The 12702-nt window shown below is 62.0% G+C and carries 11 protein-coding genes, 1 tRNA gene and 2 pseudogenes; 12 read left to right on the top strand and 2 right to left on the bottom strand.

Features of this window, described 5'->3' with window-relative positions; all coding sequences use genetic code 11:
* Positions 1-54 precede the first annotated feature (54 nt).
* The 11 genes and pseudogenes from BRA1253DRAFT_RS20330 to BRA1253DRAFT_RS20280 form a co-directional block, all read left to right on the top strand.
* The gene (locus tag BRA1253DRAFT_RS20330; protein WP_007597442.1) at positions 55-1713 is read left to right on the top strand and encodes an acetolactate synthase large subunit; all 1659 of its coding nucleotides are present in this window, start codon (positions 55-57) and stop codon (positions 1711-1713) included.
* Between the two features lie 73 nt (positions 1714-1786).
* Positions 1787-2155, top strand: coding sequence for a phasin family protein (locus tag BRA1253DRAFT_RS20325; RefSeq protein WP_007597440.1), 369 nt, complete (start codon positions 1787-1789; stop codon positions 2153-2155).
* 149 nt (positions 2156-2304) lie between these two features.
* A pseudogene (locus BRA1253DRAFT_RS20320) lies at positions 2305-3201 on the top strand (AMP-binding protein); the annotation flags it as partial.
* A complete protein-coding gene (gene ppa, locus BRA1253DRAFT_RS20315) occupies positions 3198-3722 on the top strand; it encodes an inorganic diphosphatase (protein WP_007597438.1) in 525 nt (174 codons plus the stop codon). The pseudogene BRA1253DRAFT_RS20320 and the gene ppa, both read left to right, overlap by 4 nt.
* A 21-nt stretch (positions 3723-3743) precedes the next feature.
* Complete coding sequence (locus tag BRA1253DRAFT_RS20310) at positions 3744-4358, top strand: adenylate kinase (protein ID WP_035995301.1); 615 nt, start codon at positions 3744-3746, stop codon at positions 4356-4358.
* Positions 4355-5527, top strand: a complete 1173-nt coding sequence (locus BRA1253DRAFT_RS20305; RefSeq protein WP_007597436.1) for an iron-containing alcohol dehydrogenase — start codon at positions 4355-4357, stop codon at positions 5525-5527. The genes BRA1253DRAFT_RS20310 and BRA1253DRAFT_RS20305 overlap by 4 nt, the downstream gene beginning before the upstream one ends.
* A gap of 22 nt (positions 5528-5549) precedes the next feature.
* Complete coding sequence (locus tag BRA1253DRAFT_RS20300) at positions 5550-6224, top strand: poly(R)-hydroxyalkanoic acid synthase subunit PhaE (RefSeq protein ID WP_007597435.1); 675 nt, start codon at positions 5550-5552, stop codon at positions 6222-6224.
* Positions 6221-7342 (top strand): class III poly(R)-hydroxyalkanoic acid synthase subunit PhaC, encoded by a 1122-nt coding sequence (phaC, locus tag BRA1253DRAFT_RS20295; protein WP_007597434.1) that lies wholly within the window; start codon positions 6221-6223, stop codon positions 7340-7342. The genes BRA1253DRAFT_RS20300 and phaC overlap by 4 nt, the downstream gene beginning before the upstream one ends.
* Positions 7342-9264, top strand: coding sequence for an acyl CoA:acetate/3-ketoacid CoA transferase (locus BRA1253DRAFT_RS20290; RefSeq protein WP_007597433.1), 1923 nt, complete (start codon positions 7342-7344; stop codon positions 9262-9264). The genes phaC and BRA1253DRAFT_RS20290 overlap by 1 nt, the downstream gene beginning before the upstream one ends.
* Before the next feature lie 148 nt (positions 9265-9412).
* Entirely contained in the window at positions 9413-10195 is a 783-nt protein-coding gene (locus tag BRA1253DRAFT_RS20285; protein WP_245285949.1) for an alpha/beta fold hydrolase, read from the top strand.
* Between the two features lie 15 nt (positions 10196-10210).
* Positions 10211-10561, top strand: a pseudogene (locus BRA1253DRAFT_RS20280) (aldehyde dehydrogenase family protein); the annotation flags it as partial.
* A gap of 215 nt (positions 10562-10776) precedes the next feature.
* Here BRA1253DRAFT_RS20280 and BRA1253DRAFT_RS20275 read toward each other — a convergent pair.
* Positions 10777-10861 (bottom strand) — tRNA-Leu (locus tag BRA1253DRAFT_RS20275).
* 154 nt (positions 10862-11015) lie between these two features.
* Here BRA1253DRAFT_RS20275 and BRA1253DRAFT_RS20270 point away from each other — a divergent pair.
* On the top strand, positions 11016-11555 hold the full coding sequence (locus BRA1253DRAFT_RS20270) for a disulfide bond formation protein B (protein ID WP_007597428.1): 540 nt from the start codon (positions 11016-11018) through the stop codon (positions 11553-11555).
* 3 nt (positions 11556-11558) lie between these two features.
* Here the strand turns inward: BRA1253DRAFT_RS20270 and BRA1253DRAFT_RS20265 are convergent, their stop codons facing one another.
* Complete coding sequence (locus BRA1253DRAFT_RS20265; protein WP_007597426.1) at positions 11559-12644, bottom strand: AbrB family transcriptional regulator; 1086 nt, start codon at positions 12642-12644, stop codon at positions 11559-11561.
* Positions 12645-12702 lie beyond the last annotated feature (58 nt).

Genomic DNA, 12702 nt, shown 5'->3' with positions numbered 1-12702 from the left:
TCCATGCGTGGGACGGTGTCTGCTGAGAAGTGAATTGAAAAAGGAGACGCGCTAATGCCGAAGGGGTCAGATCTATTGGTTGCCGCACTCGAGAACGAGGGCGTCGACCGAATTTTCGGCGTTCCCGGTGAAGAGAATCTCGATGTCGTGGAAAGCTTGCGCAACTCGTCGATCAAGCTGATCCTGACGCGCCACGAGCAGGGCGCGGCCTTCATGGCCGCGACTTATGGACGGCTGACCGGTAAGCCCGGCGTGTGCATCACCACGCTCGGCCCGGGCGCATTGAACCTGACGACTGGCGCCGCCTACGCGTTGCTCGGCGCCATGCCCATGATCATGCTCACGGGTCAGAAGGGCATCATGAGCAGCCGGCAGGCCAAATTCCAGATCGTCGACGTCGTTAGCGCATTCAAGCCGTTGACCAAGCTGTCGCTCCAGATCGTCAGCACAAGCGGCATTCCGACAATCGTTCGCGATGCCTTCCGGATCGCCATGGAAGAGCGTCCGGGTCCGGTTCTTCTGGAACTGCCCGAGGACATCGCGGGCGAGGAAGCCGAAGACGTCGCGATGGTGGCGCCGCATCCGATCGAGATCCCGGTCGCCCATCGCGCCTCGCTGGACCGCGCCGCCGACATGATCCTCAAGGCCAAGCGGCCCTTGATCATGCTCGGCGCTGCCGCGTCCCGGCCGCGCAGCACGGCTGGCATCGGCGGCTTCGTCCGCCGCACGAAAATTCCGTTCTTCACCACACAAATGGGCAAAGGAACGGTGCCCGGCGGCAGCAATCTCTACATGGGAACGGCGGCGCTCAGCGAGCGCGATTACGTTCATGAAGCGGTCGACCGGGCCGATCTGATTATCGCCATAGGTCACGACACCATCGAAAAGCCGCCCTTCATCATGGGCCCGAAAGGTCCTCAAGTCATCCACGTCAGCTACACGCCGGCCAACGTGGAGCGGGTCTACTTTCCGCAGTGCGAAGTGGTCGGCGATGTCGGGCCGAGCCTGGAGTTGCTGGCCGACCGTCTCGAGGGGCGACTGCATCATGCCGGCGCGCTGTTAAGCCTTCGCGAAAGCATTTTGGCCCGGATCGGCGATCGCGCGACCGAGGAGCGCTGGCCCCCGACGCCGCAACGCATCGTGCACGATGTGCGAAAGGTCATCCCCGAAGACGGCGTCGTCGCGCTCGACAACGGGATGTACAAGATCTGGTTCGCCCGCAACTACCGCACCTATGTGGCGAACACGCTGCTGTTGGATAATGCGCTGGCGACAATGGGCGCCGGGCTGCCATCCGCCATGATGGCGGCGATGCTGCATCCGGAACGTCGCGTGCTCGCGGTCTGCGGCGACGGCGGCTTCATGATGAATTCGCAGGAGATGGAAACTGCGGTCCGCCTTAAATTGAATCTCGTCGTGCTGATCCTGGAAGATTCGGCCTATGGCATGATCCGCTGGAAACAGGCGGTCGATAGTTTCCCGGACTTCGGCCTGACGTTCGGCAATCCGGATTTCGTCAAATATGCCGAGAGCTACGGCGCGAAAGGCTCGCGGGTCGAAAGTACGGATTCATTGATTCCTACGCTTGAAAACGCGTTCAAGGGCGGCGGTGTGCACCTCGTCGTGGTGCCGATCGACTACAGCGAAAATACACGCGTGCTCGTGGATGAACTTCGCGAGAAGCTGAAACAGGTTGTTGAGCCGACCGCGTGAGCCGTCGGCAAGGGTCAATTGATTGGCTGAGCTGAAATTGGCGCAGTCGCAAGCGCTGGCGATGGAGAGTGCAATGAGTGAGCAGATCAACGAGCAGGCCGAGAAGATGCGGGAAATGGCGCAGACCACGCTCGACAAGGCGAAAGAGGCTGTGTCGAAATACATAACGGAATCCCAGAAATTGAGAGAGAAGGCCGATTCCAGCGTTCGCTCAACCTATTCGGCGGCGAAGGAGATGAACGAAAGGGCAGTCGCGTTCGCCGAGGAAAATGTGGCTTCGGGCTTCGAGCTTGCGCAACGGCTGTTGCATGCCAAGGACCCGCAGGAAATGAGTGCGGTTTACCAAAGCCATCTCAAGGAGCAGATGGACAAAATGAACGCGCAGTTTCGCGAGCTTGCAAGTGCGATGAGCCCGCCGTCGACCGTTGACCTGAATAAGTAGGACCGCTCGCCTCAAAGCGACGATCGTATCGCTTGATAACAGGATGGTGCCTGCACGCGGTCGGAGTGCGGACGGTGCATCATTCGCTCAAGACAATCGCATCATGATGCGTCGGGAAGGGCTGCAAAGTGGGCGTAGACAAGTCGGATACCGCGCCGACCGCCATCCGTTCGTTGATGGGTGCGGGCGAAGGGCCGGTTAAACAGACCAGCCGTGCATCGCTGCGGTTGCTCGGCTCGGTCGGCGAACCGATCAATCCGGAGGCCTGGGATTGGTATCACCGCGTCGTCGGCGATGGACGTTGTCCGATCGTCGATACCTGGTGGCAGACCAAGACCGCTGGCATTCTGATCTCGCCGCTTTCCGGCGCGACCGCTTTGAAGCCAGGTTCGGCAACCCTGCCGTTCTTCGGGGTGATGCCGGAAGTTGTAGACGCAAATGGCGCCGTGCTGACCGGCGCGTGCGAAGGCAATCTCGTCATTGCCGATTCCTGGCCGGGCCAGATGCGCACGGTCTACGGCGATCACAAGCGCTTCATGCAAACCTATTTTGCGACCTATCCGGGCAAGTATTTCACGGGCGATGGCTGCCGGCGCGACGCCGACGGCTACTACTGGATCACCGGCCGCGTCGACGACGTGATCAACGTCTCCGGCCACCGCATGGGGACCGCCGAAGTCGAAAGCGCGCTGGTGGCACATCAGAAGGTTTCCGAAGCCGCTGTCGTCGGCTTTCCGCACGACATCAAGGGGCAGGGCATCTACGCTTACGTCACCTTGATGTCCGATGCGGAGCCATCCGGGGAATTGCGCAAGGAGCTGGTGGCCTGGGTCCGCAAGGAGATCGGACCAATCGCCGGACCCGATGTCATTCAGTTTGCGCCGGGCCTGCCCAAGACCCGCTCTGGAAAGATCATGCGTCGGATTTTGCGCAAGATCGCCGAGAACGAAGTTGGCGCGCTCGGCGACACCTCGACCCTAGCCGATCCCGCCGTGGTCGATGATCTCATCAAGAACCGCCATAGCCAAAAGACGGGGCCGAAATGAATATCGAGGCGATCTCGATCGGCGACAATCCTCCTGAAGACGTCAATGTCATCATCGAGGTCCCAATCGGCGGTGAACCGATCAAATACGAAATGAACAAGGCTGCGGGCGCGCTGTTCGTCGATCGCTTCCTGTATACGCCAACGCGCTATCCCGGAAATTATGGCTTCGTGCCGCACACGCTTTCGGATGATGGGGATCCGATCGACGTGCTCGTGGCCAACTCGCGGCCGATCGCTCCTGGTGCCGTGATCAATGTCCGGCCGATCGGCGTACTCAAGATGGACGACGAGGGCGGCGGCGACGTGATCATCGCCGTGCCGATGCCAAAACTGACAATGCGCTACGCCCACGTCAACGGGATCGCCGACATGCCGCAGATCGCGATCGAGCAGATCCAGCACTTCTTTGAGCACTACAAGGATCTGGAGCCGGGAAAGTGGGTCAAGGTGGTCGGCTGGGGTGACAGTGCTGAAGCGCGCCGACTGATCGTCGAGGCAATCGCCCGGGCAAAGAGCTAAAACCGAGATATGGGCAAGGATATGAGACTGGTTCTGTTGGGGCCGCCAGGCGCAGGCAAGGGCACGCAGGCGACGAGGATCGTGACTCGATTTGCGATTCCGCAATTGTCGACCGGTGACATGCTGCGCCAGGCGGTCGCGGAAGGCACGGCTGCGGGATTGCGCGTCAAGCACATCATGGATCGCGGTGAACTTGTGCCCGACGATGTCGTGGTGTCCGTGATCGCCAACCGTATCGATCATTCCGACGCGGCAAACGGCTTTATCCTTGACGGCTTCCCGCGCACGGTCGCCCAGGCCGAAGCGCTCGATCGGGAACTGGCCAGTCGGGACATTAAGCTCGATGCGGTACTCGAGCTCAAGGTCGATGAAGATGCACTGCTCGACCGCATCAAGGGGCGCGCCGACGAGGCGGCAAGCCGAGGCGCGCCGGTGCGCCGCGACGATAATCCGGAGGTCTTCAAGACCCGGCTCGACGTTTATCGCGAGCAAACCGCGCCGGTCACGGAATACTACCGGTCGCAGGGACTGCTCAACATCGTCGACGGCTTGCAGCCGATTGACGCCGTGACCGAACAGCTCGCCGCGGCGCTTGCGGCAGTAACGTCCGATCAGATCAGGAGTGATGTCAGATGAAAGCCTTTACGTTCCAGGCACCGCCCAACATCCTGTTCGAGGCAGGCGCATCGAAGAAGTTGGCGGAGTTGGTCGCGGGATACGCGGCAAAACGTGTCCTGCTGGTGACCGACAAGGGTGTACGCAATGCCGGCCTGACGAAAAACGCCGAGGCTGGCCTGGTTGCCGGCGGCTGCGAACTGACAATATTCGAAGATGTGGAGGCGGATCCGCCGTCGCATATCATCGAGCGGGCGGTCGCACTTTGCCGTGACAAGGACATCGAGCTGGTTGCCTCGATTGGCGGCGGCAGCGCGCTCGATACCGCGAAGCTGGTGGCCTATCTGGCCAAGACGCCTGATCGCCTCGACGATATCTACGGCGTCGGCCTTGCCAAGGGCGAACGCCTTCCGCTGCTGCTGGTGCCGACAACGGCCGGAACGGGCTCGGAGGTGACCCCGATCGCGATCGTCACCACGCCGACGACCGAGAAAAAGGGCGTTGTTGCACCCCGCCTGCTCCCCGACTGGGCCATCCTCGATCCGGAATTGACGCTCGGCCTGCCCGCGCATGTCACCGCTGCAACCGGCATCGACGCCATGGTGCACGCAATCGAAGCCTATACCAGCAAGCATCGGAAGAATCCGATGTCGGACCAGTTGGCACGGCAGGCTCTCGCCCTGCTGTCGGCGAACGTCCGCACGGTCTGCGCGGACGGATCCAATCTGGAGGCGCGGTCGCAAATGCTGCTGGGTTCGATGCTGGCCGGCATGGCGTTCGCCAATTCCCCGGTGGCCGCCGTGCACGCGCTGGCCTATCCGATCGGCGCGCTGTTCCACGTGCCGCATGGCCTGTCGAATGCCCTGGTGCTGACCCAGGTGCTGCGCTTCAATTTGCCGGAGGCCGAAGGGCTATACGCCGAACTGGCGCCGATCGTCGATCCCAAGTCGGAAGGAATGAGTGTCAGCCAGCGGGCACGGCTGTTCGTCGATGCGATCGCGGCGATCTGCCGGGATTGCAACGTGCCGGCCTCGCTGGCCGATGTCGGCATCGCGAGGGGCGACCTGAAGAAGCTCGCCGAGGACGCGATGAAGCAGACGCGGCTTCTGGTCAACAATCCCAGGGAATTGAGCTTCGACGATGCGCTTGCGATCTACACCGAGGCGTTCGGCAACCGCGCGGCAGCCTGAACGGGCACAAAGAGTGAGCAGCATGAGCGAGAACGACAAATCGGCTTCCGTTGATTCCGATCCCGGCCTGGAATGGGCGAAGCTTTGGCAGACGATGGCCGAATCCTCGAACCGCATGGTCGAGGCGTGGTCAGGGTCGATGGCACCGTTCATGCTGGCGCGTCTGTCGGAGAAACCGGGTGGTTTTGGCGACGGCAACGAATTGTCGGCAGCGATCGAGCGAATGGCGCAGGGGCCGCGGCTTGCCGACGTCTGGGACATCGACCGGAAAATGGCGTTGGCCTTTGGCGCCTGGATCGAGATGCGTCAGCGGCTTGCGAGCTACAATGCGGTCGCTGCCGCGCCGTGGCCTGAAGCGTCGAAGCGGTTTTACGAGACGATGTCCGCAACGGCTAGCGGTGGCTCCCCGCATCCGGAGTGGCGCGAGGCGTTCGCCAAATGGAGCGAAATCTCCAACGAGGAACTGATCCGTAACCAGCGCACCGACGGGTTTTTGCAAGCTCAGAAAGAGCTACTCCAGGCGGGGCTCAAATTGCGGAGTCGGCAGGATGACGTAGCTGAAGCGGCGTCAGCCATGTTGGGCCTGCCGACTCGCAAGGATTTCGACGACGTGACGCGGCAATTGACCGAACTCCGCCGAGAAGTCCGTACGCTCGCCCGCCAGATCCGCGACCAGAAGAGCGAAGGCGCACGATGAGCGATCAAGAGGATCAGACCTTGCGCGTCGCCCGCGACATGGCGGCCAATGCCGAGAAAATGTTCAAGGCGGCACAGCTGATCGCCAATACGCGGGATGAAGACGTCGCCATCGGCACGACGCCGAAGCATCTCGTCATGCGCCGCGACAAGGTCGAGCTGTTCCATTACGAGCCGATGGCGGAAGCGACCGCGAAGACGCCCGTCCTTTTGGCCTACGGCCTGATCGGGCGGTATACCATGGCCGATTTACAGCCCGACCGTTCGCTGGTGCGCAGCCTGCTCTCAAAAGGGCTCGATCTCTGGCTGATCGACTGGGGCCAGCCGGGCCGAACCGAGCGATGGCTGAAAATTGATGATTACGTCGATGACTACATCGATGCCGCAGTCGACCGCATCGCGCAGGAAACCGGCCATGACAAGATCACGCTGCTCGGCATCTGCGAAGGCGGCGTCTTTACGACGTGCTACGCCGCTCTGCATCCGGAGAAGGTAAAAAATCTCGTCATCACCATCACCCCGATCGACTTCCATGCCGATGTCAAGGACAAGGCCGCGCACCATGGCTTCCTCAACCTCTGGACCCGCAGCCTCGATCCTGATGACATCGACAAGCTGGTCGATACCTACGGCGTGCTGCCGGGCGAGTTCATGAGCTCGGTGTTCTCGATGATGACGCCGATGCGGTCACTGACGAAATACAATGTCGATCTCATCGACGTCGTCGATGACGAGGCGAAGTTCATGAATTTCCTCCGTATGGAAAAGTGGCTCGCGGACCGTCCGCATCATCCTGGCGAAGCGGCGAAGCAGTGGCTGAAGGATCTCTACCAGGAGAACCGCCTGGTCGATGGCAGCTTTGAACTGTCCGGCTGTCGGGTCGATCTGAAGTCGATCACGGCTCCGGTGCTGAATGTTTTCGCGCTGGACGATCATATCATTCCGCCGGACTGCTCGCGTGCGCTCGGCGCGAAGATCGGCAGCACGGATTATACCGAAATTCCGCTGCCCGGCGGCCATGTCGGCCTGTTCGTCTCCAGCAAATCGCAGGGCAAGCTGAGCCAGAGCATTGCCGACTGGCTGGTCGCCCGCGACGCCAATCCCGGAAGTGAAGCCTGATGCGCAACAAGATCGTCGACGCCGCCGAGGCGGTGGCCATCATCCGTTCCGGTGACACCGTCGCCTCGTCCGGCTTCGTCGGCGTGGGAACGCCCGACGAGATCATCAAGGCGCTGGAGCGGCGCTTCGTGCAGACCGGAGAGCCGCGGGACCTTTCGTTGGTGTTCGCGGCGGCGCCGGGGGATGGCGCCGATCGCGGTCTCAACCGCCTGGCGCATCCCGGCCTGATCAAACGCCTGGTCGGCGGACATTTCGGCCTGGTTCCGAAGCTCGCACGGATGGCGGTCGACAATCACGTCGAGGCCTATAACTTGCCACTCGGATGCGTATCGCATCTGTTTCGCGAAATTGCGGGGCGCAAGGCCGGGCTTCTCTCCAAGGTCGGGCTCGGCACCTTCGTCGATCCGGCCAATGGCGGCGGAAAGCTGAATGCGCGCACCACCGAAGAGCTGGTGCGGCTGATCGAAATCGATGGCGAACAATGGCTCTTCTACAAGGCATTTCCGATCAACGTTGCGATCATCAGAGGTACCACCGCCGACCACAACGGCAACATCTCGATGGAAAAAGAGGCCTTGACCCTCGACAATCTGGCGCTGGCAACGGCCGCCAAGAACTGCAAGGGGTTCGTCATCGCGCAGGTGGAGCGCATCGCCGCCTCCGGCTCGCTCAATCCGCGTCACGTCAAGATTCCGAGCGTCTTGATCGACTGCGTCGTCGTTGCGCAGCCCGAAAACCATGTCCAGACTTATGCCACTGGTTACAACGGCGCATTCTCGGGCGAATTGCGCGCGCCGGCCGATCGCAATGTTCCGATGGCGCTGGATAACCGCAAGATCATTGCGCGCCGCTGCGCCCTGGAACTGCCGATGGGCGGCGTGGTCAATCTCGGCATCGGCATGCCCGAGGGCGTTGCGTCGGTTGCCGCCGAAGAGAAGCTGTTCGACTTTGTGACGCTGACTGCCGAGCCCGGCATCATCGGCGGTATTCCGCAAGGCGGCCTCGATTTCGGTGCTTCGATCAATGCAGAATCAATCATCGACCAGAACCAGATGTTCGATTTCTACGACGGCGGCGGGCTCGATCTGGCCTGTCTCGGCATGGCTCAGGTCAATGGCCGCGGCGACGTCAACGTCAGCCTGTTCAATGGCCGCCTGGCCGGCGCCGGCGGCTTCATCAACATATCCCAGAATGCGCGCCGGCTGATCTTCGCAGGCACCTTTACCACCGCTGGGCTCAAGACGTCGGTCGTGGATGGTCAGCTCAAGATCCTCAGCGAAGGCAAGTCCTCGAAATTCATCGGCAAGGTGGATCAGATCACGTTTTCGGGCCAGCTTGCCGCAACCAACAGGCAGCCCGTTCTCTATGTGACGGAGCGATGCGTGTTCCGCCTCACTCCCGAAGGTCTCGAACTGATCGAGATCGCGCCGGGTATCGATATGGAGCGCGACATTCTCGCGCTCATGGGCTTTCGGCCCATCATCCGCGCGCCGAAATCCATGGATGTTACGCTGTTCAGCGAAGCGCTGATGCAGCTCGACGACCGGCTGCTCAATCGGCCGCTGGCGGAGCGGCTGTCGTACGATGCCGATCGCAACACGCTGTTTCTCGGACTTGACGGCTATCGGGTCCATAGAGATGCCGACGTCGAGGTAATCCGGACGTCGATCCTCGAACTCTTCCATCGTGTCGGACGCCGGTTTTCCGCAGTCGTCAACTACGATTCGTCTTACATCGCTCCCGACATGGCGGAGAAATGGTTTTCAATGGCCGCCGAGGTCGAGCGGACCTGCTACGATCATGCCTCGCGCTACACCACCAGCGCATTCATGCGCCTGAAGCTCGGCGACGCGCTGTCCCGCCGCGATGTCGCGCCGCATATCTTCGAAACCTCGGCCGACGCCCACCGGTTTGTCGAATAGACCGATGGAGCTGAAATCCACCGAGTTGCGCCCCGCGGACTGGCCTGAAGGACGGCAGAGGGCGCCCGACCGCACCGGATCGGTGCGCGGGCTGACCCGGCGCAGCTTCCATCGCATCGCATTCACGGATTGGGGGCCCGTGCCCGCGGTGCGGCCGGTGCTCTGCGTCCATGGGTTGACCAGAAACGGCCGGGACTTCGATCACCTCGCCGCAGTTCTCGCCAGCGCGGGTCGGCGCGTCATTTGCCCGGATTTGCCTGGCCGGGGACAAAGCGAGCGGCTGCATGACAGCAGCGATTACGCGTTGCCGCAATATTGCAGCGACATGACCGTGCTGATGGCAGCGCTTGATGCAACGGAAATCGACTGGGTTGGAACGTCGCTGGGCGGCTTGATCGGGATGGTGCTGGCTGCCCTTCCGGGCAGTCCGATCCGTCGCATCGCCATCAACGATATTGGGCCTTATCTGCCCTGGACCGGATTGCTTCGCCTCGGCGCCAATCTCAACGATGCGCCAAGATCCTTTGAGACGATCGAACAGGCCGAAGGCTACTACCGGCGGGTTCTGGCTCCGTTCGGGCGATTGGAGGATGCGCACTGGCGGCATCTGACAACGCATAGTGTGGTCTGGAGCGCGGAGGGACGCTGTTTCAGGCCGCTGTGCGATCCGAATATCGCCCATGCCTTTCGAAATCCTTGGCACTACAGCGTCGATCTCTGGAAATACTGGGACGCGATCGACGTCCCCATTCTTGTGATACGCGGGCAGCAATCGGATTTGCTTTCAGAAGGCGTCCTCAAGGACATGATGCGGCGCAATCGCAATGTCCGCGTTCACACCGTCGCGGACTGCGGCCATGCGCCGGCCCTGATCGCTGATGACCAGATCGAGGTCGTGACACAGTTTCTGAGCGGCAACGACCCCACTTAACGCTGAGCGCTTTAGGTGTTGGCGGATGCCACGTCGGACATGTTGGTCTTCCGCGAGGAAACTTTCGGCCCGGTCGCGCCTGTATTGCGCTTCAAGACTGAAGAGGAAGCAATCAGGCTTGCGAACGATACCGAGTTCGCACTTGCGGCCTATTTCTACGGCCGCGATATCGGACGGGTCTGGCGCGTTGCCGAAGCGCTCGAGTACGGCATCGTCGGTATCAACGAAGGCCTGATCTCGACCGAGGTTGCACCGTTCGGCGGCAAGGAGAGCGGCAACGGCCGTGAGGGTTCGAGATACGGCATCGAGGACTATCTGGAAATCAAGTACCTCTGCATGGGTGGAATCCAGAGTTGTGCCACTTGAGCGGCTGCCGGCATCGCGGATCACGCAAGGGCGGCAAAATTCCCGTTTCCGGCCCTAGCTTGAGTGAGGAGCGAGCAGCCACCTAGGGAATTAGTCGCAATATTCAGCGGTCAGTTTTCTTCATTCGGAATATCGAAATTCGCGGCGAAAATTTTTCCGAGAATCCGGAATCGAGGCTGCCGAATAAGTCATTGTTATAATTTATATTCTAGACTTGGTGCCCCTGGCCGGAATCGAACCAGCACTCCTTGCGGAACTCGATTTTGAGTCGAGCGCGTCTACCAGTTCCGCCACAGGGGCCCTCGGTCGGCCCTAAGCAGGCGTCGCGAAGCCGGCGGACTATAGCCATGGACAAAGCGGGGTCAACCCGCGCCAAAGTGATCCCGGCCGTTCTCGACAGCCGCATGAGCCGGCGTTACAGCCTTGGAAAGCGACCCATCGAAAAGAGGCTGCCGTGACGACCCAGAGTGCCGCAATACCTGCATTCAAATCGGCGGCCACCAGCCCGGCTCTGACTGCCTCGCTCGCTGTGACCCTGATTGCGGCCGCCACGATCGCGGGCGCCTGGTTCTTCCAGCTCGTGCTCGGGATCGTGCCCTGTCCGCTCTGCCTGGAGCAGCGTTACGCCTATTACCTCGCGATCCCCCTCGGCCTGCTCATCGCACTCGCGGCGCGGGGCGGTGCGCCGAGGCCGCTGCTGCTCGCGGGCCTTGCGATCCTTGCGCTGGCGAGCCTCGCCAATGCCGGGCTCGGCTCCTATCACGCCGGCGTCGAATGGGGCTTTTGGAAGGGACCGACCGACTGCTCCGGTCCCGTCGTCAATCTCGGCAGCGCCACCGATCTGCTGTCGCGGCTCGACACCGTGAAGGTGGTCCGCTGCGACGAGGTGCAGTGGCGCTTCCTCGGCCTCTCGCTTGCCGGCTACAACGTGCTGATCTCGCTCCTGATGGCTGCGATCGCCGCATGGGGCTTCGTTGCGACGGCGAAGCGCTGAGGCTCAATCATCCACATCGTCCTGCGTCCGGCCGAACAGGTGCACGATGCCCGGCGTCGCGATCGTCACGAAGACGAAACGCGAGAGGTGATGTGCGCCGACGAAGATCGGGTCGATGTGCAGCGTCAGGGCCAGCGCCAGCATGGCGTCCATCGCGCCGGGGGCGTAGGCGACCACGACATCAGAGAATTTCACCTGCGTGGTGAGCGCCACGATGCCGACGAAGATCGCGGAGACGGCGATGGCGACGGCAAACGAGCCCAGCGCCGCGTTGATGTGGCCGGCGAGCGTCTTGATCCGCATCCGCGCGAAGCGGCTGCCGATCAGGGCGCCGATGCCGACCAGCGCCACGCCGCGTACCCAGTCCGGCAGGCCGCCCTCGACCCAGCCGGCGCCATGCAGCACGCTTGAGCCGATCATCGCACCGAACATCCAGCTCGCCGGAAACCTGATCAGCCGCAGGAGGAGTGCCGCGGCCAGCGAGGCCGCGACGAGTTCGACCAGGTCGAGCGGCGAGGCAATCGTCGTCGTCAGCGACGGCGCGACGGAGGGTGCGACGCCGGCGAACGCCAGCACCATGGGCAGTGCCGCGGTGAGGATGATGACGCGCATGGTCTGCACCACCGCGATGCCCGGCAGGTCGGCGCCGCGCTCGACCGCCAAGATCGTGATCTGCGACAGCGCGCCGGGGCTGCCGGCGAGGAAGGCCGAGGTGCGGTCCCAGCCGTGGATGCGCTGGAGATAATAGCTGGAGCCGAAGGTCGAGCAGAAGGTCGCGAGCGCGAGCAGCCCGATGGTGAGCGGATAGGCACTGACCTGTTGAAGCAGGTGGCGCGAGACGACTGATCCTAACGAAATGCCGAGCAGCACCAGCACGGTCTGAGTCAGGATCGGCGGCAGCGTCAGCTGGCGACCGGCGATCGCGGCGACCCCGACCGCGATCATGGAGCCCGAGATCAATCCCCCCGGAAGGCCCGCGAGCAGAAACACGAGGCCTCCGGCGGTGCCAATGACGAGCGTTTCCACCGTGCTCAAGATCTTGGCACGGCTCGGCCATTCGAACGGCAGGGAGGCGGTGATTTGCTTCACACCACCTTATCGCAAATCAGCGAGAGGCGCACAATTGCGGCCACGTCATGCCGCAATG

This window comes from Bradyrhizobium sp. WSM1253, assembly GCF_000244935.1.
GTDB classification, from domain to species: domain Bacteria; phylum Pseudomonadota; class Alphaproteobacteria; order Rhizobiales; family Xanthobacteraceae; genus Bradyrhizobium; species Bradyrhizobium canariense.
The sequence above is the reverse complement of the archived record's forward strand: the minus strand, read 5'-3'. Positions and strand labels throughout refer to the sequence as shown.

Coding starts and splice junctions, on each gene's coding strand:
- BRA1253DRAFT_RS20330 (WP_007597442.1), top strand. CDS start 55: ATGCCGAAGGGGTCAGATCTATTGGTTGCCGCACTCGAGAACGAGGGC.
- BRA1253DRAFT_RS20325 (WP_007597440.1), top strand. CDS start 1,787: ATGAGTGAGCAGATCAACGAGCAGGCCGAGAAGATGCGGGAAATGGCG.
- ppa (WP_007597438.1), top strand. CDS start 3,198: ATGAATATCGAGGCGATCTCGATCGGCGACAATCCTCCTGAAGACGTC.
- BRA1253DRAFT_RS20310 (WP_035995301.1), top strand. CDS start 3,744: ATGAGACTGGTTCTGTTGGGGCCGCCAGGCGCAGGCAAGGGCACGCAG.
- BRA1253DRAFT_RS20305 (WP_007597436.1), top strand. CDS start 4,355: ATGAAAGCCTTTACGTTCCAGGCACCGCCCAACATCCTGTTCGAGGCA.
- BRA1253DRAFT_RS20300 (WP_007597435.1), top strand. CDS start 5,550: ATGAGCGAGAACGACAAATCGGCTTCCGTTGATTCCGATCCCGGCCTG.
- phaC (WP_007597434.1), top strand. CDS start 6,221: ATGAGCGATCAAGAGGATCAGACCTTGCGCGTCGCCCGCGACATGGCG.
- BRA1253DRAFT_RS20290 (WP_007597433.1), top strand. CDS start 7,342: ATGCGCAACAAGATCGTCGACGCCGCCGAGGCGGTGGCCATCATCCGT.